At 72.9% G+C, this 26,963-nt stretch carries 7 protein-coding genes and 4 pseudogenes; 9 read left to right on the top strand and 2 right to left on the bottom strand.

Annotated features, from left to right (window positions below):
• Positions 1-88: 88 nt before the first annotated feature.
• The 6 genes and pseudogenes from ACZ7PG_RS45600 to ACZ7PG_RS45575 form a co-directional block, all read left to right on the top strand.
• Positions 89-5,215, top strand: a pseudogene (locus ACZ7PG_RS45600) (type I polyketide synthase); the annotation flags it as partial.
• Positions 5,212-9,900: pseudogene (locus ACZ7PG_RS45595) on the top strand (type I polyketide synthase); the annotation flags it as partial. The pseudogenes ACZ7PG_RS45600 and ACZ7PG_RS45595, both read left to right, overlap by 4 nt.
• A gap of 14 nt (positions 9,901-9,914) precedes the next feature.
• Positions 9,915-20,147: pseudogene (locus ACZ7PG_RS45590) on the top strand (SDR family NAD(P)-dependent oxidoreductase); the annotation flags it as partial.
• Positions 20,148-20,271: 124 nt separating this feature from the next.
• Positions 20,272-21,198: an ATP-binding cassette domain-containing protein gene (locus ACZ7PG_RS45585; protein WP_470245445.1), complete on the top strand. Its 927-nt coding sequence runs from the start codon at positions 20,272-20,274 to the stop codon at positions 21,196-21,198.
• A complete protein-coding gene (locus tag ACZ7PG_RS45580; protein WP_470245444.1) occupies positions 21,195-22,022 on the top strand; it encodes an ABC transporter permease in 828 nt (275 codons plus the stop codon). The genes ACZ7PG_RS45585 and ACZ7PG_RS45580 overlap by 4 nt, the downstream gene beginning before the upstream one ends.
• Before the next feature lie 129 nt (positions 22,023-22,151).
• Positions 22,152-22,727, top strand: coding sequence for a methyltransferase domain-containing protein (locus tag ACZ7PG_RS45575; RefSeq protein WP_470245443.1), 576 nt, complete (start codon positions 22,152-22,154; stop codon positions 22,725-22,727).
• Between the two features lie 71 nt (positions 22,728-22,798).
• Here the strand turns inward: ACZ7PG_RS45575 and ACZ7PG_RS45570 are convergent, their stop codons facing one another.
• The gene (locus ACZ7PG_RS45570) at positions 22,799-23,563 is read right to left on the bottom strand and encodes an AfsR/SARP family transcriptional regulator (RefSeq protein ID WP_470245442.1); all 765 of its coding nucleotides are present in this window, start codon (positions 23,561-23,563) and stop codon (positions 22,799-22,801) included.
• A 294-nt stretch (positions 23,564-23,857) separates the two neighbouring features.
• Here ACZ7PG_RS45570 and ACZ7PG_RS45565 point away from each other — a divergent pair, with 294 nt between their 5' ends.
• Positions 23,858-24,475 (top strand): ScbR family autoregulator-binding transcription factor, encoded by a 618-nt coding sequence (locus ACZ7PG_RS45565; protein ID WP_470245441.1) that lies wholly within the window; start codon positions 23,858-23,860, stop codon positions 24,473-24,475.
• A 58-nt stretch (positions 24,476-24,533) separates the two neighbouring features.
• Here the strand turns inward: ACZ7PG_RS45565 and ACZ7PG_RS45560 are convergent, their stop codons facing one another.
• Complete coding sequence (locus tag ACZ7PG_RS45560) at positions 24,534-25,163, bottom strand: ScbR family autoregulator-binding transcription factor (RefSeq protein WP_470245440.1); 630 nt, start codon at positions 25,161-25,163, stop codon at positions 24,534-24,536.
• 206 nt (positions 25,164-25,369) lie between these two features.
• Here ACZ7PG_RS45560 and ACZ7PG_RS45555 point away from each other — a divergent pair, with 206 nt between their 5' ends.
• Both ACZ7PG_RS45555 and ACZ7PG_RS45550 read left to right on the top strand, forming a co-directional pair.
• Complete coding sequence (locus tag ACZ7PG_RS45555; protein WP_470245439.1) at positions 25,370-26,338, top strand: ScbA/BarX family gamma-butyrolactone biosynthesis protein; 969 nt, start codon at positions 25,370-25,372, stop codon at positions 26,336-26,338.
• Positions 26,335-26,697 (top strand): annotated as a pseudogene (locus ACZ7PG_RS45550) (NAD-dependent epimerase/dehydratase family protein); the annotation flags it as partial. The gene ACZ7PG_RS45555 and the pseudogene ACZ7PG_RS45550, both read left to right, overlap by 4 nt.
• Between the last annotated feature and the right edge of the window lie 266 nt (positions 26,698-26,963).

Genomic DNA, 26,963 nt, shown 5'->3' with positions numbered 1-26,963 from the left:
GCACCCACCCTTTTCGCGGTTAGGTGGTCGATTACGTGAGTACCGTTCTTCTTGCCATTTTCCAGGGGGTAATGGCGTGAGCGCCGAAAACGAGCGGAAACTGCTCGACTACCTCAAGCGCGCGACCGCCGACCTGCGCGAGGCCAAGGGTGCCCTCCACGAGGTCCGGCGGCGGGACGCCGAGCCGATCGCGATCGTCGGCATGGACTGCCGGTACCCCGGCGGGGTCGCCTCCGCCGACGACCTCTGGGAGCTGGTCGGCACCGGGACCGACGCCATCGGCGCGTTCCCGGCCGACCGCGGCTGGCCCCTCGACCGCCTCTACGACCCGGCGGGGGAGCGGCCCGGTACCACGAACACCCGCGAGGGCGGCTTCCTGCGCGACGCCGCGGAATTCGACCCGGAGTTCTTCGGGATCTCGCCCCGCGAGGCGCTCACCATGGACGCCCAGCAGCGGCTGCTGCTGGAGACGTCGTGGACCGCGCTGGAGCGCGCGGGCATCGTGCCGGAGACCCTGCGCGGCAGCAGCACCGGCGTCTTCGCCGGCGTGATGTACCACGACTACCTCGGCCACGCGGCCGCCGGCAGCGTCGTCTCCGGCCGCGTCGCCTACGCGCTCGGGCTGGAAGGCCCCGCGGTCTCGGTCGACACCGCCTGCTCGTCCTCCCTGGTCGCCCTGCACTGGGCCACGCAGGCGCTGCGCCGCGGCGACTGCTCGCTGGCCCTCGTCGGCGGCGTCACGGTGATGGCCACCCCCGAAACGTTCGTCTACTTCACCGAGCAGCGCGGCCTGTCCGACGACGGCCGCTGCAAGGCCTTCGCCGCCGGTGCCGACGGCACGGGCTGGGGCGAAGGCGTCGGCGTGCTCGTCGTCGAGCGCCTGTCCGACGCCCAGCGCCTGGGCCACGACGTCCTCGCCGTCGTGCGCGGCAGCGCGGTCAACTCCGACGGCGCCTCCAGCGGCCTGACCGTCCCCAATGGACCCGCGCAGCAACGCGTGATCCGCCAGGCCCTCGCCACCGCCGGACTGTCCACAACGGACGTCGACCTCGTCGAAGGCCACGGCACCGGCACGAAGCTCGGCGACCCGATCGAGGCGCAGGCCCTGCTGGCCACCTACGGCCAGGACCGGTCCGCGGACCAGCCCCTGTGGCTCGGCTCGCTCAAGTCCAACATCGGCCACACCCAGGCGGCCGCCGGGGTCGGTGGCGTGATCAAGGTCGTCCAGGCCATCCGGCACGGCGTGCTCCCGAAGACCCTGCACGTGGACACGCCGTCGCCGCACGTCGACTGGTCGGCCGGCGCGGTGGAGCTGCTCACCGAGGCCCGCGAATGGCCGTCGGTGGAGCGGCTCCGCCGCGGCGCGGTGTCGTCGTTCGGCATCAGCGGCACCAACGCCCACGTGATCATCGAGCAGGCCGAACCCGTCGCCGACAACACCGCCGGGGTCGAACTTCCCGTAGTCGCGTGGCCGGTTTCGGCGGACTCGGCCGACGCTGTCGCCGCTCAGGCTCGGCAGCTCATCGACCACGACGGAGACCTGGCGGACATCGGGTTCTCCCTGGCCACGACCCGTTCGGCGCTGGACCACCGCGCCGTCGTCGTCGGCTCCGACGCCACCGAACTGCGCGCCGGGCTGACGGCACTGGCCGCCGGCGAGAACGCGCCGAACGTGGTCCGCGACCGCCGCGGCACCGGCCGGACGGCCTTCCTCTTCACCGGCCAGGGCGCCCAGCGCGCCGGCATGGGCACGGTCCTCGCCGCGAAGTACCCGGTGTTCGCCTTCGCGCTGGACGCCGTCTGCTCCCGGCTGGACCTCGACCGTGCGGTCTTCGACGACGCCGATGCCCTCGCCCAGACCGGTTTCACGCAGCCCGCGCTGTTCGCGTTCGAGGTCGCGCTATACCGGCTGTTCGAGTCGTGGGGCGTGCAGCCCGACCACCTGCTGGGCCATTCGATCGGCGAGCTGGCCGCGGTGCACGTCGCGGGGATCCTCTCGCTCGACGACGCCTGCACGCTCGTCGCCACCCGCGCCCGGCTCATGCAGGCCCTGCCCGCCGGCGGCGCGATGGTCACGATCCCGGCCACCGAGGCCGAGGTGACCCCGCTGCTGACGGCCGGCGTGAGCATCGCCGCGATCAACGGCCCCGGCTCCCTGGTCGTCTCGGGGGCCGAGGACGAGGTCGCCGCCGTCGTCGCGCACTTCGAGCGCCCCAAGAAGCTGCACGTTTCGCACGCCTTCCACTCGCCGCTGATGGAGCCGATGCTGGCCGAGTTCGCGGCTGTGGCGGCGAAACTCACCTACGCGAAGCCCGAGATCCCGATCTCCTCGACGGTGTCCGCCGACGCCGATCTGACGTCCCCGGAGTACTGGGTCGAGCAGGTCCGCGCGACCGTCCGGTTCGACGACGGCCTGCGCGCGCTGGTCGAGGAGGGCGTCCGGACGTTCGTCGAGATCGGCCCGGCGCCGGTCCTGACCGCCGCCGCGAACACCGCACTGGACGACGAGACGCTCGCCTTCGTCCCGGCCGCGCGCAAGGACCGCGACGAAGCCCATGCCGTCGTCACCGCGGTCGCCACCCTGCACGCGCGCGGGATTCCCGTGGACTGGGCGGCGTTCTACGCCGGAGCGCGCCGCGTCGAGGTGCCGACCTACGCCTTCCGCCGCACCCGCTACTGGCTGTCCGCCACCACCGGGACCGGCGACGCCGCCGACCACGGCCAGCAGCCGGCCGCGCACCCGATGCTCAGCGCCGTCGTCCGGGTGCCCGAGTCGGACACGGTGGTGCTGACCGGGCGGCTGTCGGCGGACACCGTGCCGTGGATCGCCGACCACGTCGTGCTGGGCACGATCCTGCTGCCGGGCACGGCGTTCGTCGAGCTGGCGCGCGCCGCCGCCGACGAGATCGGCTACGCGGGTATCGAAGAGCTGACCCTGCAGGCCCCGCTCGCCCTGGCCGAGGGCACGGGCGCCGCACTGCAGGTCTCCCTCGGCGCGGAGGAGGACGGCCGCCGCCGCATCACCGTCCACTCGCGACCCGACGGCGAGGACGCCTGGACGCTCCACGCCGACGGCTTCGTGACCGCCGAAGCGGACGAGCCGTCGTTCGACCTCACCGAGTGGCCGCCCGCGGGTGCCACCGAGGTCGCGCTCGACGACCCTTACGCGCAGCTCGCTGACCTCGGCTACGACTACGGCCCGGCGTTCCAGGGCCTGCGCGCGATGTGGCGTCACGGCGACGACGTCTACGCCGAAGTCGCCCTGGCCGACGCCCGCGACTACGGCCTGCACCCGGCCCTGCTCGACGCCGCCATGCACGCCCAGCTGCTCGGCCCGGCCCCGGAGGACGGCGAGACGAAGCCGATGCTGCCCTTCGCCTTCGGCGGCACCACCTGGCACGCCGCGGGCACGTCCGAGCTGCGGGTCCACGTGGCGCCGGCCGGTCCCGACACCATCACACTGCGGATCGCCGACGCCGCCGGCGCTCCGGTGCTGACGGTCGACTCCCTGGCCGCCCGGCCGATCTCGCTCGACAAGCTGACGCCGAACTCGTTGTTCCTCACGGCCTGGGAACCGGCCCCCGCGGGCTCGGCGAGCACCGCCCGCGTCCTCGAAGTGTCCACATCGGACGGTTCGGTGCCGGAGCGGGCACGCGCGGCCACCCGTCAGGTGCTCGACGCCATCCGGGACTCCGAGGACCGCCTGGCCGTCGTCACGCGTGGCGCGGTGTCGGTGGCCGGCGAGGACGTCGACCCGGCCCTCGCGACCGTCTGGGGCTTGGTCCGGGCGGCCGAAGCCGAGAACCCGGGCCGGTTCGTGCTGGTCGACGGCGACGTCGGGCCCGCGCTGGCCACCGGCGAGCCCGAGGTGGCCGTCCGCGACGGGAAGGCGTACGTGCCGAGGCTGGTCGCGGCGACGCCGTCCGGCGAGCTGGGCTGGAACCTCGAGCGCACGGTCCTGATCACCGGCGGTACCGGTGGTTTGGGTGCCGTCGTCGCGAAGCACGTGGTCAGCCGGCATGGCGTCCGGCACCTGCTGCTCACCAGCCGCCGCGGTGCCGATGCTCCCGGCGCTTCGGACCTGCGTGACGAACTGACGAGCTTGGGCGCCGAAGTCACCATCGCGAGCTGCGACGTCACCGATCGCGCGTCCGTCGCGGCGCTGGTCGAGGGCGTCGAGCTGACCGCGGTGGTGCACGCCGCGGGCGTCCCGTCCGCGGGCCGCGTGGAGAACCTGACCGACGACGAGCTCGACCGCGTCTTCGCCCCGAAGGTCGACGGCGCCTGGCACCTGCACGAGCTCACGCGGGACCTGGACGCGTTCATCCTGTTCTCCTCGGCCGCGAGCACGGTGCTGGCCGCCGGGCAGGCCGGGTACGCCGCGGCCAACGCGTTCCTCGACGAACTCGCCCGCCACCGCCACGCCCAGGGTCTCCCGGCGACGGCGCTCGACTGGGGCGCCTGGGCGGAGGACGGCGGCATGGCCGGCGAGCTGGTCGAGGCCGACTTCCGCCGGCTGCGCCGCCTCGGCACCCCGCCGATGGCCACCGCCGACGCCCTCGCCCTGCTCGACGCGTGCCTGGTCGCCGAGGACGCCGTCCTCGCACCGGTGAAGCTGGACGTCGCGGCGCTGCGGTCCCGCGCGGACTCGCTGCCGCCGGTGCTGCGCGGCATGGTCCGGCCGGCCCCCCGCCGCTCGGCGGCGAAGAACGACGGCGCGGTGGTGGCGCGGCTCGCGACGCTCCCGGAGTCCGAGCGCGAGACGTACCTCCTGGAGGTCGTGTCCGGCCAGGTCAAGGCGGTGCTGGGACTCGGGTTCGTCGAGCCCGGGCGCGCGTTCCAGGAGATGGGCTTCGACTCCCTGACGTCGGTGGAGCTGCGCAACCAGCTCGGCGCGCTGACCGGCCTGAAGCTGACGGCGACCATCGTGTTCGACCACCCGACGCCGGCCGCGCTGGCCGCCCGCCTGCACGCCCTGCTGGGCCCGGGCCGCGGCCCGGCCGACTCGCTGCTGGCCGAGATCGACCGGCTGGAGGCGTCCCTGGCCGCGGCGGGCTCGCTGAACGGCTCGACGGCGAAGGTCACCGCCCGCCTCGAGGCGCTGTCCCGCAAGTGGACCGAGGCGAACACGGGCGCCCCCGAGGCCGCCGACCTGGACGAAGCCACCGACGACGAGCTCTTCGCCGTGCTCGATGAAGAACTGGGGATCTCATGAGCAACGAGGACAAGCTCCGCGACTACCTGAAGCGCGCGACGGCGGACCTGCAGGCGGCCCGCCGGCGCGTGCAGGAGCTGGAAGCTCAGCACTCCGAACCCATCGCCATCATCGGCATGAGCTGCCGCTACCCCGGGGAGGTCCGCACGCCGGACGACCTGTGGGATCTGGTCGACCAGGGCCGCGACGTCATCGGGGAGTTCCCCGCCGACCGCGGCTGGGACCTCGAGGGCATCTATGACCCCACCCCCGACCGGCCCGGCAAGACCTACACGCGCCACGGCGGATTCCTTTACGACGCCCCGGGTTTCGACGCCGAGTTCTTCGGCATCAGCCCGCGCGACGCCCGCCGCTCCGACCCACAGCAGCGGATCCTCCTGGAAGCCTCGTGGGAGGCCTTCGAACGCGCCGGGCTCGACCCGCACGCGCTCAAGGGCAGCCCGACCGGTGTCTACGCCGGCGTCATGTACCACGACTACAGCGGTGGCAGCCCCGACGGCAGCCTCGTCTCCGGGCAGGTCTCCTACACCCTCGGCCTCGAAGGCCCGTCGGTGTCGGTGGACACCGCGTGCTCGTCTTCGCTGGTCGCGCTGCACATGGCCGCCCAAGGCCTCCGCGACGGCGACTGCACTCTCGCGCTCGCCGGCGGTGTCGCCGTGATGGGCACCCCGGAGATGTTCGTCGACTTCAGCGGCCGCCGCGGCCTCTCCGCCGACGGCCGCAGCCGGTCCTTTTCGGACGATGCCGACGGGACGTCGTGGGCCGAGGGCGTCGGCGTCCTCGTGCTCGAGAAGCTTTCCGACGCGCGCCGCAACGGCCACCGCGTCCTCGCGCTGCTGCGCGGCTCCGCGATCAACCAGGACGGTGCCAGCAACGGCTTCTCCGCGCCCAACGGCCCGTCGCAGGTCCGGGTGATCGAGGCCGCGCTGGCCGACGCCGGGCTGTCGCGGTCCGATGTGGACCTCGTCGAGGCGCACGGCACCGGCACCGCCCTCGGCGACCCGATCGAGGCGCAGTCGCTGATGGAGACCTACGGGCAGCGCGCCACCGGCGCACCGCTGCTGCTCGGCTCGATCAAGTCCAACATGGGTCACCCGCAGGCCGCGGCCGGTGTCGCGGGCGTGATCAAGATGGTGCAGGCGCTGCGGCACGGCAAGGCGCCGCGCACCCTGCACGTCGGCACGCCGTCGACGCACGTCGACTGGACGGCGGGGGCGGTCGAGCTGCTCACCGAGCCGCGCGACTGGCCCGAGGTCAACCGGCCGCGCCGGGCTGCGGTGTCGTCGTTCGGCGTCAGTGGCACCAACGCACACGTGATCCTCGAGCAGGCTCCCGAGACCGAAGCCGTCGAGCCGCCGAAGGCCGCGGTCCACCCGCTGGTGCTGTCGGCCAAGACCCCGGCCGCGCTGGCCGAAGCCGCCGCACAGCTCGCGTCCCAGGTGGACACAGACCTCACCGACATCGCCTACACCCTCGCCACCGGGCGCGCGAAGCTCGACCACCGCGCCGTGGTGCTTTCCACCGACGCCAAGCAGGCCCTGGAGGCCCTATCCGCCGGTGGATCGCGCCCCGACGTCGTCACCGGGACCGCGGACGTCCGCGGCAAGACCGTGTTCGTCTTCCCCGGCCAGGGCTCCCAGTGGACCGGCATGGCGATCGAGCTGATCGAGCAGTCGCCCGCGTTCGCCGAGCGGATGACCGAGTGCGACGCGGCATTGCAGGAGTTCACCGGCTGGTCCGTGATCGCCGTGCTGCGCGGCGAGCCGGGCACGCCGCCGGCCGACCGTGTGGACGTCGTGCAGCCGATGCTGTGGGCCGTGATGGTCTCACTCGCCGCGCTGTGGCGCGCACACGGCGTCGAGCCGGACATGGTGATCGGCCACTCGCAGGGCGAGATCGCCGCCGCGAGCGTCTCGGGCGCACTGTCCCTTCAGGACGGTGCCCGCGTGGTCGCGTTGCGGAGCAAGGCGATCGGGGACGTCCTCGGCGGACGGGGTGGCGGCATGCTCGCCGCCGGTCTCCCCGCCGCCGAACTGCTGAAGCGCCTCGACGCCTGGGACGGCCGGATCTCGCTGGCCGCCGACAACGGTGCCACCTCGGCCGTGCTGTCCGGCGACGGCGAGGCCCTCGACGAGCTGCGCGACCAGCTCCTCGCCGAAGGGTTCCGCGCCAAGCGTGTGCCGGTGGACTACGCGTCGCACTCCGCGCACGTCGAGCACCTCGCCGACCGCCTGCTGGCCGATCTCGGCCCGATCGCGCCCGGTGCCGGAAGCGTCGCGATGACGTCCACGGTGACCGAGGAGCCCGGGGCCACCATGGACGCCCGGTACTGGTTCACGAACCTGCGCACCACCGTCCGGTTCGCCCCGGTCGTCGCGAAGCTCGCCGAGGCGGGCTACACCCGGTTCGTCGAGATCAGCCCGCACCCGGTGCTGGCCATGAGCATCCAGGAGACCCTCGACGAAGGCGGCCATAGCGGCTCGGTCACCGGCACCCTGCGCCGTGACGAAGGCAGTCTCACGCGCTTCGCGACGTCGCTGGCCGAACACTCGGTCCGCGGCGGCGCGGCGGACTGGGCCTCGCTGGTGCCCGGCGGCCGGATCGTCGACGTGCCGACGTACCCGTTCCAGCACAAGCGCTTCTGGCTCGAAGAGGAAGCGGCCACGACAGTGCCGCAAGCCTCGGTCGCCGACCAGGACTTCTGGCAGGACGTCACGAGCGGCGACGTCGACAGCCTCGCGGAGCGGCTCGGCGTCGAGACCGCGCCGCTGGCCGAGGTCGTCCCCGCGCTCGCCGCGTGGCACGGCCGCCGCACCGAGCTGTCCACAGTGGAGTCCTGGCGCTACCGCGTCTCCTGGGCGCCGGTGACCGTCACGGGCGGGCTGATCGGCACCTGGCTGGTCGTCGTCCCGGCCGGGGTCCCCGAGGCGGCCGAACTGGCCGACGCACTCGCCGAGCAGGGCGACGTCGTCCGGGTGATCGCCGAGCACGGGGAACTGGCCGCGGCGCTCACCGAAGCGACGGCGGTGCGGCCGTTCGACGGCGTGCTGTCGCTGCTGGCCCTCGACACCCGCGAACACCCGGAGCACCCCGCGCTCAGCACCGCGGTCGCCGCCACCATCGCCCTGCTGCAAGTCCTGCGTGACAGCGACGCTCCGGTGTGGGTCGTCACCCATGGCGCCGTCGCGGTCGACGCCTTCTCCGGCGCCGACCCGGCCGCCGCCGCCGTGTGGGGCCTCGGCACGGTCGCCGCGCTCGACCAGCCCGCCACCTGGGGCGGCCTGGTCGACGTCGACGGCCCCGCCGACGCCGCCCGCCTGGCCGCGGTGGTGTCCGGTGTGGACAGTGAGGACCAGGTCGCGATCCGGCCTTCGGGCGTGTTCGCCCGGCGCATGGTCCACGCTCCGCTCAAGGGCACCGCGGACGAGTGGCGGCCGCGCGGGACGGTCCTGGTCACCGGCGGCACGGGCGCGGTCGGCGCGCACGTCGCCCGGTGGCTGGCCGCCCGCGGCGTGCAGAACCTCGTGCTCACCAGCCGTCGCGGCCTCGACGCCGAAGGCGCCCGCGCGCTGGCCGACGAGCTGGGCGCCACGGTCGTGGCCTGCGACGTCTCCGACCGGGAGCAGCTGAAAGCCCTGCTGGCCGAGCACCCGCCGACCGCCGTCGTCCACGCCGCCGGTGTCCTCACCGCCGAGTCGCCGCTGTCCGACGTCACGCCCGCGGAGTTCGCCGCGGCCACCCGCGCCAAGGTCACCGGCGCCGCGCTGCTCGACGAGCTGCTCGGCGACACCGAGCTCGACGCCTTCGTGCTGATGTCCTCCGGCGCCGCCGTGTGGGGCACCTCCGGCCAGCCCGCCTACGCCGCGGGCAACGCCTACCTCGACGCCCTCGCCCGGCGTCGGCGCGCCGCGGGCCGCACCGCGACCGCGATCGCCTGGGGTTCCTGGGGTGGCGGCGGCATGGTCGACGCCGAGGCGAGCGACCTGCTGCGCCGCATGGGTCTCGCCGAGATGGCGCCGGAACTGGCCGTCGAAGCACTGGGCCAGGCCCTCGACCACGATGAGACCCACCTGGTGGTCGCCGACATCGACTGGGCCGCCTTCGCCCCGGTGTACCAGCTCGCCCGCCCGCGGCCGCTGCTGCGCGCCTTGCCCGAGGTCGCCGAGGACAAGACCGAGGCCCCGGCCGACAACGGTGACCTGCGGGGGCTGCCGTCCGCCGAGCTGCGGCGGACGCTGCTGGAACTGGTGCGCACCGAGGTCGCCGTGGTCGCCGGCTACGACGGCGGATCGGCGGTCGAGCCGGCCCGCGCGTTCAAGGAGCTCGGCTTCGACTCCGTCACCGCGGTCGACCTGCGCAACCGGCTCGGCGCGGCCACCGGGCTGAAGCTCCCGGCGACCGTCGCCTTCGACCACGTCAACCCGCAGGCGCTCGCCGAACACCTGTGGACCCAGCTCGGCGGGGGCGAGGCAGCGGTCCCGCTCGAAGTGGAGCTGGACCGCCTCGAAGCCGTCGCGGCGGCTCTGGACGCGGCCGAGATCGACCGGTCCCGGATCGTCGCCCGGCTGCAGGCGATGGTCACCACCCTGCACAAGACCCTGTCCGGCACCAAGACCACCGACGTGCTGGAGACCGCGACCACGGATGAGCTGTTCGCCCTCATCGACAACGAGCTCGGCGCCTGAGAGGTAAGTCCACGATGACTGACGAAAGCAAGCTGGTCGACTACCTGAAGCGGGTGACCGCCACCCTGCAGGAGACGCGGGAGCGGCTGCGCGAGGTCGAGGCCGCGGACGCCGAGCCGATCGCGATCGTCGCGATGGGCTGCCGGTACCCGGGCGACGTCCGTTCCCCGCAGGACCTCTGGGACCTGGTCGCCGAAGGCCGCGACGCCATCGGGCCGTTTCCCACCGACCGCGGCTGGGGCCTGGACTCGATGTTCGACGCCGACCCCGACAGCCCGGGCACCAGCTACGTGAGCGAGGGCGGGTTCATCCACGACGTCGCCCAGTTCGACGCGCCCTTCTTCGGCGTCTCGCCGCGTGAGGCGCTCGCCATGGACCCGCAGCAGCGGCTCGTGCTGGAGCTGGCGTGGGAGACCTTCGAACGCGGCGGCATCGCACCGCATTCCCTGGCCAAGCAGCAGGTCGGCGTCTTCCTCGGCAGCGGCGACCAAGACTACTACGACGAGCTGCCGCCGTCGGTGCTCGCCGGTGAAGTGCAGGACTACCTGAGCACCGGCAACGCCGGCTCGGTCATCTCCGGCCGGATCGCCTACGCGCTGGGCCTCGAGGGCCCGGCCATCACGATCGACACGGCCTGCTCGTCGTCGCTGGTCGCACTGCACCTGGCCGTGCAGGCGCTGCGGCAGCGCGACTGCGCGCTGGCGCTCGCCGGCGGCGTGATGGTGATGTCGCGGCCCGGCCCGTTCGTCGCGTTCAGCCGCCAGCGCGGGCTCGCCGCGGACGGCCGCTGCAAGCCCTTCTCCGACAGCGCCGACGGCACCGGCTGGGCCGAGGGCGCGGGCACGCTCCTGCTGGAGCGGCTTTCCGACGCGCGCCGCAACGGTCACCCGGTCCTCGCCGTCGTGCGCGGGTCCGCGGTCAACTCCGACGGCGCGTCCAACGGCCTCACCGCCCCGAACGGCCCGTCGCAGCAGCGCGTCATCCGCCAGGCACTGGCGAACGCGCAGCTCTCGGCGTCCGATGTGGACGCCGTCGAAGGCCACGGCACCGGCACCACGCTCGGCGACCCGATCGAGGCCCAGGCCCTGCTCGCCACCTACGGCCAGGACCGCGACCGTCCCTTGTGGCTCGGTTCGATCAAGTCGAACATCGGGCACGCCCAGGGCGCGGCCGGCGTCGGCGGCGTGATCAAGATGGTGCAGGCGCTGCAGAACGGTGTCCTGCCGAAGACCCTGCACGTCACCGAGCCGACCACCGAGGTCGACTGGACCGCCGGCAACGTCGAGCTGCTGACCGAGGAACGTCCGTGGGAGGCGGGCTCGACGCCGCGTCGCGCGGGTGTGTCGTCGTTCGGGGTGAGCGGCACCAACGCGCACGTGATCATCGAGGAAGCGCCCGCCATCGACGTCGAGGACGTCACGCCGAGCTGGCCCGCGGACGTGCCGGTCCCGTGGCCCCTCTCCGGGCACGGTGCCGCCGCGCTGAAGGCGCAGGCAGCCCGACTGTCCGATATGGACGCAGTGGACGCCTCGGCACTCGACATCGGGTTCTCGTTGGCGACGTCACGCTCGCCGCTGAGCCACCGTGCGGTGGTGTTCGACGGCAAGGCGGGTCTTGCGGCCGTGGAAGCCGGCGAGCTGGTCGAAGGGCAGACCGCGTTCCTGTTCTCCGGTCAGGGCGCGCAGCGCGCCGGGATGGGGGCCGAGCTGGCCGCCGCGTTCCCGGTGTTCGCGGCCGCGTTCGACGAGGTCTGCGCGGAGCTGGACCAGCACCTCGACCGTCCACTGAAGACGGTCGTGTTCGACAAGCCGCGCCTGATCAACCAGACCGGCTACACCCAGCCCGCGTTGTTCGCGATCGAGGTCGCGCTGTTCCGGCTGCTGTCTTCGTGGGGTCTGAAGCCCGACTTCCTGCTCGGCCACTCGGTCGGCGAGCTGGCCGCCGCGCACGTCGCCGGGGTGCTGTCCCTGGCCGACGCGTGCACGCTGGTCGCCGCCCGCGCCAAGTTGATGCAGGCACTGCCGACCGGCGGTGCGATGGTCGCGCTGCAGGCGACCGAGGACGAGGTCACCCCGCACCTGACCGACGGCGTCAGCATCGCCGCGATCAACGGCCCGGACTCCGTCGTCCTGTCCGGCACCGAAGACGCCGTCACCGCCGTGGTCGCGCGGTTCGAGGGCCGCAAGTCGTCGAAGCTCAAGGTGTCGCACGCGTTCCACTCGCCGCTGATGGAGCCGATGCTGGCCGAGTTCGTCGAGGTCGCGCGCACGCTCACCTACGCCGAGCCCACGATCCCGCTGGTCTCCAACGTCTCCGGCGCACTCGCCGGGGGAGAGGTCGCCACGCCGGAGTACTGGGTCTCGCACGTCCGCGCGGCTGTCCGGTTCCACGACGGGCTCACCGCGCTCAGCGACCAGGGCGTCTCGCGGTTCGTCGAGGTCGGGCCGGACGGCGTGCTGTCGGCGTTGGCTCGCCAGACGTTCGACGCCGTGGTCGTGCCGGTCCTGCGCAAGGACCGCCCCGAGCCGCGGGCCGCGCTCACCGCACTGGCCGAGCTGTACGTCAGCGGCCTGAACCCGGACTGGGCCGCGGTGTTCGACGGCCGTGGCGCCCGGCGCGCCGACCTGCCGCCGTACGCCTTCCAGCGCAAGCGCTACTGGCTCGACGCCCGCGCCAACCGCGACGAGGTCACGGCGGCCGGTCTCACTTCCGCCGGGCACCCGCTGCTCGGCGCGGCCATCGCGCTCGCCGACACCGACGGCGTCGTCCTCACCGGCCGCCTGTCGCTCGAGACGCACGCGTGGCTCGACGGGCACCGCCTCGGCGACGTCGCCACCGTGCCCGGCACGGCCTTCCTCGAGCTGGCCGTCCGCGCCGGCGACCAGGTCGGCTGCGGCCGCATCGAGGAGCTCACCCTGGGCAGCCCGCTGGTCGTCCCGGAGCGCACCGGCGTCCAGGTGCAGGTGACGGTCGGGGTCGCGGACGACAACGGCGTCCGTCCCGTCCAGATCCACTCGCGTCCCGAAGACTCCGGCGAGCCGTGGGTGCTGCACGCCGGTGGGACCGTCGCGCCGCAGACCCACCGCGGCACCGAACTGACCGAGTGGCCGCCCGCGGGCGCCGAGCCGGTCGCCATCGACGGCATCTACGACGACTTCGCCGACACCGGCCTCACCTACGGCCCGCTGTTCCGCTCGCTGCGTGCGGTCTTCAAGCGCGGCCGCGAGGTCTTCGCCGAGGTCGCCCTGCCCGAAGACAGCGACGCCGAGCGCTTCGGCCTCCACCCGGCCGCGCTCGACGCCTGCACGCACGCCCTGCGCGTCGCGGGCGGGGGAGACGGCGGAGTCGGCCGCGTCCCGTTCTGCTGGACCGGCGTCGAGCTGCACGCCACCGGCGCCTCGGCGCTGCGGGTGCGCTTCACCCCGACCACCGAGGACGGCTTCTCGGTCGCGCTCGCCGACACGACCGGCGCGCCGGTCGCCACCGTCGCCGAGACCGTGTTCCGCGCGTTCACCACTCCGGTCGCGGCCGAGGCCCCGCTCTACCGGGTCGAGTGGCAGCGGATCCCCGCCGAGTCCACTGTGGACGCCTCCGCCGCCGAGGTCTTCGAGTGCGCGGGCACCGACACCCACGAACTGACCCACAGCGTGCTGGCCGCGTTGCAGAACTGGCTCGCCGAGGAGCACTCGGAGGACGCGCGCCTGGTCGTCGTCACCCGCGGGGCCGTCGCGGCCGCCGGCGGGGTCAGCGACCTCGCCGCCTCGGCCGCTTGGGGCCTCGTGCGTTCGGCGCAGGAGGAGAACCCGGACACGTTCGTGCTGCTGGACCTGGACGCGGAAAGCACCGCGGCCGAGGTCCTGCCGCAGGTCCTCGCCACCGGGGAACCCCAATCCGCGGTCCGCTTCGGCACGGTCCTCGTCCCGCGGCTGGTCCGCACCGCCGCGGCCGCCGAACCGGCGTACTTCCACCCGGGTGGCACGGTGCTGGTCACCGGCGCGTCCGGCGCGATCGGCGGCGCGCTCGTCCGGCACCTGGCCGGGCAGCACGACGTCCGGCGGTTCCTGCTGGTCAGCCGCCGCAGCACGCCCGCGCTGGAGAGCCTGGCCGCCGAGCTGGACGTGCACGTCGACATCGCGCTCTGCGACGTCGCCGACCGCGCGGCCCTCGAGACCGTGCTGGCCGCGATCCCCGCCGAGCACCCGCTCACGTCCGTCGTGCACGCCGCCGGCGTCCTCGACGACGGCGTCATCACCGCGCTGACGCCCGAGCGCCTCGACACCGTGCTGCGGCCGAAGGTCGACGGCGCCCTCAACCTGCACGAGCTCACCCGCGACACCGCGCTCTCGGCGTTCGTGCTGTTCTCGTCGGTCTCCGGCGTCCTCGGCGCCCCGGGCCAGGGCGGGTACGCCGCCGCGAACGCGTTCCTCGACGGCCTCGCCGCCCACCGCGTCGCACACGGCCTGCCCGCGCTGTCCCTGGACTGGGGCCTGTGGGGCGAGGTCGGCGGCATGGGCGGCACCCTCACCGAGGCCGAGGTCGCCCGCCTGGGCGCGGGCGGCATCGTGCCACTGTCCACTTCGGACGCTCTCGGCCTCTTCGACCGCGCGCTGGCATCCCGTCAGGCCGCCGTCGTACCGGTGAAGCTGGACCTGCCGGCGTTGCGGAAGCTGGACACCATCCCGAAGACCCTCGAAGAGCTGACCGGACGCCCCGCCCGGCGCGTCGCGGCCGGGACGCAGACGGTGGCCGACTCGTTCGCCACCCGCCTGCTCGCCCTGCCGGAAGCGGACCGGGCCGACGCCGTCCTCGAGCTGGTCCGCGGCCACGCCGCCACCGTGCTGGGCTACGGCGGCGCGCACGAGATCGAGCCGGCCGCGCAGTTCCAGTCGCTCGGCTTCGACTCGCTCACCGCGATCGAGCTGCGCAACGGCCTCACCGCGGCGACCGGGCAGCGACTGCCCGCGACCCTGATCTTCGACCACCCGACGCCGTCGGTGCTGGCCACGCACCTGCTCACCGAGATCGTGGGCGCGCCGGAAGAGATCGCCACGGCGTCGTCCAAGGCGTCCGACGAGCCCATCGCGATCGTCGGCATGGCCTGCCGCCTGCCCGGCGGGGTCACCTCGCCCGAGCAGCTGTGGGAGCTGGTCGCGAACGGCCGTGACGCCATCGGCGACTTCCCGGCCGACCGCGGCTGGGACGTCGACGGCCTGCTCGACCCGACCGGCCGCCGTCCGGGCACGACCTACGTCGCCCGCGGCGGGTTCGTCCACGACGCCGGCGACTTCGACGCGACGTTCTTCGGCGTCTCGCCGAAGGAAGCCCCGGCCATCGACCCGCAGCAGCGGCTCCTCCTGGAAGCCTGCTGGGAAGCGCTCGAGCGCTCGGGCATCGACCCGACGTCGCTCAAGGGCAGCCCGACCGGCGTCTACGCAGGTGTCCAGTACCACGACTACGTGGGCGCGAACAGCGCCGGCTCGATCGTCACCGGCCGGGTGTCCTACACCCTCGGCCTGGAGGGCCCGGCGGTCAGCGTCGACACCGCGTGCTCGTCTTCGCTGGTCGCGATGCACATGGCCGCCCAGGCCCTGCGCGGCGGCGACTGCACGCTGGCCCTGGCCGGCGGCGTGACCGTGATGGCGACGCCGGAGACGTTCGTCGAGTTCAGCCGCCAGAAGGGGCTGGCCGCCGACGGCCGCTGCAAGGTCTTCTCCGACGACGCCGACGGCACCACCTGGTCCGAAGGCGTCGGCGTGGTCGTCCTGGAACGGCTCTCCGACGCCCGCCGCCTCGGCCACCCGGTGCTCGCGGTCCTCAAGGGCAGCGCGGTCAATCAGGACGGCACGTCCAACGGCCTCACCGCCCCCAACGGCCCGGCCCAGCAGCGCGTCATCCGCGCGGCGCTGGCCGACGCGGGCATCACCGCGGCCGACGTCGACGCCGTCGAGGCGCACGGCACCGGCACGAAGCTCGGCGACCCGATCGAGGTCCAGGCCCTGCTGGCCACCTACGGCAAGGAGACCTCGGCCGACCGTCCGTTGTGGATCGGCTCGGTGAAGTCGAACCTCGGCCACACGCAGGCCGCGGCCGGTGCGGCCGGCGTGATCAAGATGGTCATGGCCATGGGCCAGGGCGAGCTGCCCGCGACGCTGCACGTCGGGCGTCCGTCCACCGAGATCGACTGGTCGTCCGGCTCGGTCCGCGCGCTGGTCGAGCCGGTGAAGTGGCTGCCCAACGGGCACATCCGCCGGGCCGCCGTCTCGTCGTTCGGCGTCAGCGGCACCAACGCCCACGTGATCCTGGAAGAGGGTGACCGCCGCGAGGTGACCGGCGGGCACGACTACGAAGGTCCCGTCGCCTGGCCGGTCTCCGGCCGCGGCGCGGTGGCGCTGCGGGCACAGGCCGAGCAGCTGATGTCCTATGTGGACGAAGACCCGGCGGGCAGCCTCGCCGACATCGGGTTCTCGCTGGCCACCACGCGCAGCGCGTTCGACCGCCGCGCGGTCCTGATCGGCAGCCGGTCGCCACAGTTCGTCCGCGGCCTCGCGGCACTGGTCGACGAGGAAGAAGCGCGCGGCGTGGTCAGCGGGATCGCTTCCGCGGGTGGACGCACGGCGTTCCTGTTCGCCGGCCAGGGTTCGCAGCGCGCCGGCATGGGCACGCGGCTCGCCGAGCAGTTCCCGGCGTTCGCCGCCGCGTACGACGAGGTCTGCGCGGAGCTCGACCGTCACCTCGACCGGCCGATCCGAGACGTCGTCGAGGAGCTGAACGAGACCCGCTACACCCAGCCCGCGCTGTTCGCGCTGGAAGTCGCCCTGTTCCGCCTGGTGCGGGCCTGGGGCGTCAAGCCGGACGTCCTCGTCGGCCACTCGATCGGCGAGATCGCCGCGGCCCACTGCGCCGGCGTGCTTTCCCTGGCGGACGCGGCGAAGCTGGTGGTCGCCCGCGGTGCGCTGATGCAGGCGCTGCCCGAAGGCGGCGCGATGGTGGCGATCGAAGCGACACCCGACGAGGTGCGCGACGACTCCATCGACATCGCTGCGGTCAACGGCCCGAACGCCGTCGTGATCTCCGGTGCGGCCGACGCCGTCGCCGAAGTGGCGGCGAAGTTCGAGCGCACCAAGCAGCTGAAGGTGTCGCACGCGTTCCACTCCCGCCTGATGGACCCGATGCTCGACGAGTTCCGCGCGGTCGCTTCGGAGCTGACTTACGCCTCGCCGCGGATCCCGGTGGTTTCGACGGTCACCGAGACCGCGGACCTGACGTCGCCGGAGTACTGGGTCCAGCAGGTCCGCGAAGGCGTCCGGTTCTTCGACGCGGTCACCCGCGTCGCGGCCGACGGCGTCACCCGGTTCCTGGAGCTGGGCCCGGACACCACGCTCACCGCGATGACCGCGGGCTGCCTCGACGAACGGCCGGAGGTCCTGGCTTCGATGCTGCACAAGGAGAACGACGAGGCCGTGGCCGCGCTGACCGGCGTCGCGCAGCTGCACGTCAGCGGCGTCGACGTCGACTGGGCCGCGATCTACGAGCCCACGGACGCCCGGCCGGTCGCCGTGCCGACCTACCCGTTCCAGCGGCAGCGCTTCTGGCTGGAGAGCACCACCGGTGCCGTCGGCCAGGAGGACCACCCGCTGCTCGGAGCGGCCGTCGAGCTGGCCGACGCCGACGGGCTGCTGTTCACCGGACGGCTGTCCGTGGGCACCCACCCGTGGCTGGCCGACCACGTCGTCGGCGGCGCGATCCTGTTCCCCGGCACCGGGTTCGTCGAGATGGCGATCCGGGCGGGTGACGAGGCCGGCTGCCCGCGCCTGGACGAGCTGACCCTGGAGTACCCGCTGGTCGTGCCGGACCGGACCGGCGTCCGCGTCCAGTTCGCCCTCGGCGCGCCCGAGGGCGGCACCCGGCCGTTCAGCGTCCACTCGCGGCCCGAAGGGTCGACCGGCGCGTGGACGCGGCACGCCACCGGCAAGCTCGCCAAGGCGGGCAAGACCGAAAGCTTCGACCTGACCGCGTGGCCGCCGGCCGGCGCCGAGCAGGTGCGCCTGGAAGGCACCTACGAGGAGCTGGCCGCCGACGGCCTGGCCTACGGGCCGGCGTTCCGCGGGCTCGTCGCGGCCTGGAAGCGCGACGGCGAGGCGTTCGCCGAGATCCGGCTGCCGGCTTCGGTGTCCGATGTGGACCGTTACGGCGTCCACCCGGCCGTGCTCGACGCCGCGCTGCACACGATCGGCGTCTCCGGCGCGGCCGGTTCCGAACCGGCGCTGCCGTTCGCGTGGGAAGGCGTGCGGCTGCACGCCGTCGGGGCGACGACGCTGCGGGTCCACGTCCGCCCGGTCGGCACCGGCGCGGTCGCGCTGGACGTCGCCGACGGTGCCGGCGTCCCGGTCGCGTCGGTCGAGTCGCTGCTGCTGCGCCCGATGTCCGCCGTCCCGCAGGCCGCGGCTCCGAGCGGCGGCGACTCGCTGTTCCGCGTCGCCTGGGAGCCGGCCGAGCTGGACGCGGTCGCCGAGGTCACCGACTGGTCCGTGCTGGGCGACGACGCCTTCGGCCTCACCGAGGCCCTGGGCGCCCGGACGGAGGCGACCGGCCACGCCGTGCTCCCGGTGGCCGGCGACGACCTGCACGCCGAACTGCACCGCGTACTCGGCCTGCTGCAGTCCTGGCTGGCCGGACCGGGGGAGTCGCTGATCGTCGTGACCCGCGGTGCGGTGGCGGCCGAAGAAGGGGAGAACCCCGACCCGGTCGGTGCCGCGGTGGCCGGCCTGGTCCGCTCGGCGCAGGCCGAGCACCCGGACCGGATCACCCTCGTCGACCTCGGCGCGGGTACCCCGGCGGGCCGGACGCTGGCCGCGGTGGCCGCCTCCGACGAGCCGCAGGTCGCCCTTCGGGCCGGTGCGGTCCTGGTGCCGCGGCTGGCGAAGGCGGCCGACGCGGTCGCGGCCCCGGTGTGGGACCCCGAAGGCACGGTCCTGGTCACCGGCGCCACCGGCGCGCTGGGCTCGGCCGTGGCGAAGCACCTGGTCGCCGAGCACGGCGTGCGGAACCTGCTGCTGGTCAGCCGCCGAGGCGCCGACGCGCCGGGGGCGGCCGAACTGGCCGCGCTCGACGCGGACGTCACGATCGCCGCTTGCGACGTCGCCGACCGCGACGCCGTCGCCGCACTGCTGGCCGGGATCCCGGCGGAAGCGCCGCTGCGGGCGGTGGTGCACGCCGCCGGTGTCCTCGACGACGGCATCCTGACGTCGCTGACCCCGGACCGCCTGGACACCGTGCTGCGCCCGAAGGCCGACGCGGCGTCGGTCCTCGACGAACTGACCCGGGACCTGGACCTGACCGCGTTCGTGCTGTTCTCCTCGGCCGCCGGCGTCCTCGGCGCCCCGGGACAGGGCAGCTACGCCGCGGCCAACGCGTTCCTCGACGCTCTCGCCGTCCGGCGCCGGGCCGAAGGTCTCCCGGGCACGTCGCTCGCGTGGGGCCTGTGGGCCGGTGGCATGGGTGAAGCGCTGGAAGGCGCGGACACACACCACATCGGGATCACGGCACTGTCCACTGAGGACGGACTGCGGCTGCTGGACTCGACGGTCGGCGCCGCCGACGCACTCCTGGTGCCGATCGCGCTGGACACCCGGGTGCTGGCGTCGTCGAGCGACGACGACCTGCCCGCCGTGCTGCGTGGGCTGGCCGGCACGCCCGGCCGTCGCGCGGCGCAGGACGAGGCCGAAGACACCGAAACGCTGGCCCGCAAGCTCGCGGGCCTGCCGGTGGCCAAGCGCGTCCCGGCCGTGCTGACCCTGGTCCGCACGCACGCCGCGGCGCTGCTGGGGCACGCCGGGCCGGAGGCGGTCGAACCGGACCGCTCGTTCAACGAAGTCGGCTTCGACTCGTTGTCCGCCACCGGGTTCCGCAACAAGCTCAGCCTCGTCACGAGCCTGAAACTGCCGGTGAGCCTGATCTTCGACTACCCGACCCCGCGGATCCTCGCCGAGCACCTGGTCGGCGAACTGGCCCCGGCCGAGGTCGAGGTCGTCGCGGAAGCCGTGACGGAGCAAGGGGTCCGGGACGCGCTGGCGGGCATCCCGCTGGAGAAGCTGCGTGCCGCGGGGCTCCTGGACGGGCTGCTGGAGCTGGCCGGAGTGCGTCTGCCCGAAGAAGAAGAGACCGAAGCCGTCGAGGAGGCCACGATCGACGACCTCGACACCGACGCCCTGATCAGCATGGCGATCGGCGGTGGGGACGACGACTGAGGAGTCCACCCCTAACCCGGCCCGACCCGGCCATTATTGCCGCCGCCGAGCGGCGCATGGCCCACTGGAACGGACAGTTCCCCGGCTTCACCACGATCTTGACCCGAATGAGGAGAGGTAACCGATGGTCACCGGCTACGCAATCGAAGCACGGGGGCTGCGCAAGTCCTATGGCGACGTGGACGTCCTGGAAAGCGTCGACCTGAGCGTCCGGCGCGGCACGATGTTCGCGCTGCTGGGGCCGAACGGCGCCGGGAAGACCACCACCGTGCGGATCCTGAGCACCCTGCTGGACGCCGACGGCGGCACCGTGACCATCAACGGCCACGACCTCGACGGGCCCAAGCGCAAGGTGCGCGAGCAGATCGGCCTCACCGGGCAGGACACCGCGGTCGACGAACTGCTCACCGGCCGCGAAAACCTGCAGATGATGGCTCGGCTGTTCCACCTCGGCTCGGCCGCGGCGAAGACCCGCACCACCGAGCTGCTCACGCAGTTCGACCTGACCGAAGCCGCCGACCGCCAGGTCAAGACCTACTCCGGCGGCATGCGCCGCCGGCTCGACCTGGCCATCAGCCTGATCACCTCGCCGCCGGTGCTGTTCCTCGACGAGCCCACCACCGGCCTCGACCCGCGCAGCCGCTCGGCGATGTGGGACGCGATCCGCGAGCTGCTCGACGGCGGCACCACGATCCTGCTCACCACGCAGTACCTCGAGGAGGCCGACCAGCTGGCCGACCGGATCGCGGTGATCGACAAGGGCCGCGTCGTCGCCGAGGGCACCGCGGCCGAGCTGAAGCGCAAGGTCGGCACCGAACGGCTGAAGCTCACCTTCGCCACCGGCACCGAAGCCGAGCGCGCGTACGGCATCACCGGCGGCGTGCTGATCGACGACACGGTCAGCGTCGCCATCGACCAGCCCGGCCAGGTCCGGCGGGTGCTCAACCAGGTCGCCGACGCGGGCCTCGAGACCACCGGCCTCGAGCTGTCCGAGCCGACCCTCGACGACGTTTTCCACGCCCTTACCGGAACCGCGGGAGAGAAGCGATGACCCAGACCCTGTCCAGGGAGGTCGAGGGAACGCAGATCCCCGACACCCCGAGCCGTTCGTCCTTCGCACTGGCGCTGTCCGACTGCCGCGTGCTGGTCGGGCGCAACGTCAAGCACATCGCGCGCAACATGGAGATGCTGATCCAGGCGGTCTCGCTGCCGATCACGCTCCTGCTGCTGTTCCGCTTCATGTTCGGCGGCGCCATCAACGTCCCGGGCATGGCCTACATCGACTACCTGGTGCCCGGCCTGCTGGCCATCAGCGTCGCCTTCAACTCGACGTCCACGGTCGTGGGCGTGGCCTCGGACCTCACGCAGGGTCTGGTCGAGCGGTTCCGGTCGATGCCCATGGCGGGCCCGGCCGTGCTCGTCGGCCACGTCGTCTCCGGCGTGCTGCGCAGCCTGCTTTCGTTCGTGGTGATGGTCGCGGTCGGCCTGGCCGTCGGGTTCCGTCCCGCGGCGGGCGTGCTCGGCTGGCTCGGCGCGATCGGCCTGCTGACGCTGTTCGCCACCGGCGTGTTCTGGCTCGCGACGCTCCTGGGGTCGATCGCCAAGACCGTCGAAGGCGCGGGCGGTCTCGGCATGATCCTCGTCTTCGTCCCCTACGCCACCAGCGCGCTGGTGCCCACGGCGTCGATGCCGTCGGTGCTGCGGGTGGTCGTGGACAACCAGCCGGTGACCGTGCTCATCGACGCCCTCCGCGGCCTGATGAACGGCACGGACCTGGGCTCGACCGGCTGGCTGGCGCTGGCCTGGTGGACCGTCATCACGGCCGGGGCCGCCTACCTGGCGATCCGCAAGTTCCACCAGCGCGCTCGCGGCTGATCTCTCGAAGCGAGAGGCGGTCCGTGCTCCGGCACGGGCCGCCTTTTCGCGTGCGCTAGGTCGACTTTAGATCGGTCCGGCACTCTGCGTGGAGAACATCCGACCAGTCCGTGAAGTGAGGTGGCCCCGATGCCGACCCGCATCGCCGAGAACCCGGCCGTGACCCTCGACGCCTGGTTCGCTCCGCTGGCCGCCGACCCGGCCGGTGCGGCGGCGTTCGTCGCCGAGGTCGCCGACCGCGTCTCCCGACGTCCGCGCGTGCTCGTCCCGGGCGGTGGCCCGGTGGCCGACACTCTCGCGGCCGAGGGGTACGCCGTCACCGAGGCAAGCTTCGACAGCCGGCCCACCCAGCGCTTCGACGTCGTCTACGCCGGTTCGGACGTCCTCTCGCGGCTGCTCGTGCAGCGGGAGCAGGTCCGCCTGGTCCGCCGGCTCGCGACGCTCCTGCGTCCCGGCGGCGGGCTGGTGGTCCAGGGGTTCCACCCCGACCCGGCCCGCTGGGCGGCGCACCCGCTCGTCACCGGGCACGACTGCGCCCGCCAGACGCTGTTCCTGAGCGACGGGGTGCCGCTGCGCTACGTGTGGCCCGCGGAGCTGGACCTGATGGCCGAGCTGGCCGACCTCGCGCTGGACAGCCGCTGGGGCGGTTGGTACGGCGAGCCCGCCGCGTGCGGCGACCAGGTCGTTTCGCTCTACCGCAGCTAGCGAGTGCCCTAACGCAAGCCGGGTCCCCGCCGTGGTGGCGGGGACCCGGACTGCTGGGCGTGGGGGCGTGCTCAGACCGCGTCCGACATCTCGCCGACGAGGATGCTGTGGTGCAGCTTCCGCAGCGAGCTGCCGGGCTCGATGCCCAGCTGCTGGACGAGGTGCTGCCGGGCGGAGGCGAACGTCTCCAGCGCTTCGGCCCGGCGGTTCGACCGCAGCAGGGCCGTCATCAGGTACTCGTAGAACGTCTCGCGCAGCGTGTGCTCCTTCGCCAGCGCGGAAAGCTGCCCGACGACCTCGCGGTGCCGGCCGATCAGCAGCTCCGTCTCCATCAGCAGTTCCAGGCACTCCAGCCGGGTCTCCTCCAGCAGAGCGGCGTAGGCCTGGACGTCGGGGGAGTCGGTGAAACCGCCGAACGCCTCGCCGCGCCACAGGTTCGCCGCTTGACGCAGGACGGCCGCGGCCTCCTTGTAGTTGCGGTCCCAGTACAGGGCCCGGCCGCGCTCGTAGAGGCGGGTGAAGCGGTCGGCGTCGAGCTCGCCGTCGGTGACGTGCAGTGAATAGCCGCGCGGGCTGGTCACGACGGGGCTGTCGTCGACGTCGTCACCCGTGCCGCGCAGGAGCTTCCGCAGCTGCGAGACGTAGACGTACAGGGCGGCGCTCGCCCGGGCCGGCGGGTGCTCTCCCCAGAGCTCGCCAATCAGGTGCTCGGTCGTGGCCACCTGGTTGCGCTTGACCAGCAGCACGGCGAGCAGCGTCTCGATCTTGCGCGCCCGCGGGGCGCTGACGCCGGGCCGCCCGCCGACTTTCATCTGCCCCAGTATCTCGTAGTCCATTTCCAGTGCCTCCGGTGTCCGCGTGTCGATCGGATCTGCCCGGCCTGGCGCCCCCAGTGTGTCCTCCAGCGCCCATGTGCCCGGTCCCACTCCGGCAGCGTACTAAACCGGGAGGTCGGTTTTCAAGACAAAACCGGGAGGTCGGTCGGTTTGTTCTTCGAGCGGTGGCCAAGTGCCTTGCCAGGGGCCGATTTCTGGGGTTCCCCTAGTTGTAAACCGGGCGGTTGGTATGTAATCATGATCGGGACGCGCAGGGTCCCTGCGCCGGAACGGCACGAGCGGAGGGGACCGACGGTGACCAAGCAGGCACGCTCGGAACACACGCGGCGCCTGTTGCTGGAGGCCGCGGCCGTGCTGCTGCACCGGGACGGCTACGCCGCCACCAGCATGGTGGGCATCGCGCAGGCGGCCGGCGTCACCAAGGGTGGCCTGTACTTCCACTTCTCCTCCAAGGACGAGATCTGCGACGAGGTGCAGATCGCCGCGACGGAGGTGCTGCGCGCGCACGTGGGCCGTCAGCTGGCGGTGGCACGCCCCGCCCTGCGGCGCCTCGCCGAGCTCAGCCGCGCCCTCATGCACTGGCTCGAAACCGATCCGAAGGTCGGTGCCAGCTTCCGGATGGCCCGCGAGATGGGGTCCGTCGACGAGCGGTTCGTCGTGTTCTCCCGCACCTGGCTGGCGCAGATCCACGAGTACGTCGCCGATGCGATCGACGGCGGCGAGCTCGGCGCCGACGTGCCGCTCGAGACCGCGGAGCTGCTGGTGGTCGTCACCTGCGTCGGCCTCGAATCCGTGGTCTCCAGCCGGATCGTCGTGCCGGACAGCGACCTCGCGGTGACGCTGGGAAAGCTGTGGCGGCTGATCGAGCTGGCCGAGCGGTCACCGCGCCCGACGGCGGGCGCGGGAGCGTGACGGGAAAGTAAAGAGGGCGGTCCGGCAGAGTTCCCGGCCGCCCGTTCCTCGGGTGTGGTCAGACCGTGGCGGCCTCGGCCGACGTGCCCGCCGGCAGGAACCGGTGCAGCCGGCGCGGCGGTACCACCGACGTCAGGATCGTGTTCCACATGAACGTGATCCGCTCCAGCAGGTCGGCCCGGCCGGTCAGCACCTGCGAGCTCAGCTGGATCCCGGTGAACGACGCCTGCACGAACTGCGCGAGGTCATGCGCGTTGATCTCCTTGCGCACGTCACCCGCCGCCTTCGCGGCGAGCAGGCAGGCGTGCAGCGTGTCGACCCACCGCTTGTAGGCGTTGTTCGCGGGCGAGATGAACGAGCCCTGCTCGATGACCAGCCGGATGCTGGCCCGCACCCGGACGTCGGACTGCAGGCTGGCCGCCATGCCCTGGGTGAGGTCGATGACCGTCTGCAGCCCCGGGTTTTCGATCTCCGCGAGCGGGTCCGAGACGGTGAACTGCTCGTCGATCAGCGCGTCGGCCAGATCTTCCTTCGACTTGAAGTGGAAGTACAGCGCGCCTTTGGTGACACCCGCTTCGGTCAGGATGTCCGACAGGCTCGCGCCGAGGAAGCCGACCGCGTCGAACCGGGAGGCCGCCGCCTCGAGGATCGCGTTCCGTGTTTGCTCGGCACGTTCTTGGCGAGCCACGCCCAGCCCCTCTCGCTCGTGGCCGGCCGGTCCACAGTAGACCATTCGGCGGTACCTCATGCGTCAATGGCCAGTCTACGTCCCAGGGGCAGGGAAAGCCACTAAAAAAAACCGCTCGGTTGGTATGGTTTTAGGTGTCCGGTTCGGCTACAAATGAAGCGGGGGAGTACTGGGGTACTGGGGTAGCAAATTCTAGGAGGACCGTCATGGTCGGCACCATCCTTCAGGAGTCTGCGCGCGAAATTTCCGATCCGAAGATCATCGACGTGGCCGTGGCGCGCGCGGTCGACTTCCAGCAGACGATCCCGCGGAGCCTCGTGCACCGCGCGGCCGTCTCGGAGGTCTTCGTCACCGATCTGAACATCCTCGGCGAAGGCCGGTTCGAGGTGGGCGCGCAGTGGCCGCGCCGGCACAGCTTCTTCGGGCCGCGGACGCCCGTGTTCCACGACCCGATGCTGTACGCGGAAACCATCCGCCAGGCGGCGTTGCTGATCGCGCACCGTGCTTACGGCGTTCCGCTGAGCCACAGCTTTCTGTCCGACCGCAAGGATTACTCGGTCGACGAGACCGGGCTGGCCACGCTGGGCCGGCCGGTCGACGTGGTGCTGAGGGTCACCGCGCACGACGTCGAGTACCGCGGCAAGAACGTCGGCGGCATGCGGCTGGACTTCGAGTGCTTCCGCGACGGCCGTCGCATCGGGACGGCGTCGGAGCGCTGGCGCTGCGTGTCCTCGGCGGTCTACCGCCGGGTCCGGGGCGACCACTTCGCGGCGACCCCGTTCCAGGCGGCGGCCCTGCCGGGTGTCGCCCCGGCGTCGGTCGGCCGGGACCGCGCGGAGGACGTGCTGGTGGCGGCCACCCCGAAGGAGGGGACGTGGGCGCTGCGGTTCGACCCTGACCACGCGGTGCTGTTCGACCACCCGGCCGACCACGTGCCGGGCATGCTGCTGCTGGAGGGAGCGCGCCAGGCGGCCCTGCTGGCGATCGGCGACCCGTACGCCCTGCCGGCGCTCGCGGACTTCCGGTTCGACACCTACGTGGAGTTCGACTCCGAGTGCCTGTTGGTGGTCGAAGCGGACAAGGCCGGACCGGAGCGCACGAGGACGGTCCGGGTCGAAGTCCGCCAGAAGGGCACGACGGCGGCGAGCGGAACACTGGGGATGCGCTTGTCGTGAGCGCGGGTGAGCCGGACATCCTGCTGACCGGCGCGACGGGCTTCGTGGGCACGGCGGTACTACGCGACCTGCTCGGACGAGGAATGGGCCCCCGCGTCCGCATCCTCGTCCGACGCCCCCCGCCGGTATGGATGACCGACGCGGGAGTGAGGACGTGGCGAGCCGACCTCACCGACCCGGGGGCGCTGGCGGGGGCGTGCACGGGGATTTCGACGCTGGTGCACTTGGCGTCCCAGGTCGGAGGGGATCCCGGCCTGTGCACGGCGGTGAACGAGCGAGGAACGGCGAATCTCCTGGCGGAGGTCCGGAGGGCCGGCACGGGGAGGGTGCTGTACCTGAGCACGTGCGCGGTGTACCGGGACGGAGTTCACCGGGGGGCAGAGGTACCGACGGAAGGGATGGCGGACCGGAGCGGCCTGGGGGCCGCCTCCGGCCCGCCGCCCGAAGGGGCTGGGATGGCGGCGGATCTGGGGCCGTCACCAACCGGGGCGGACGGGGGTTCGCGTGGTGAGTGGGGGTCGCTGACCAGCGGAGATGGGTCAGCGGCCGAGCCGCAGGCGAATCCGGGGTCGCTGGCCAGCGGGGATGGGTCAGGGGTGCCACCGACCCGGGCGGACGGGGGTTT

The organism is Amycolatopsis sp. NPDC114504 (genome assembly GCF_055633595.1).
Note: the sequence above shows the minus strand (reverse complement) of the source record. Positions and strands in the feature narration are given on the sequence as shown.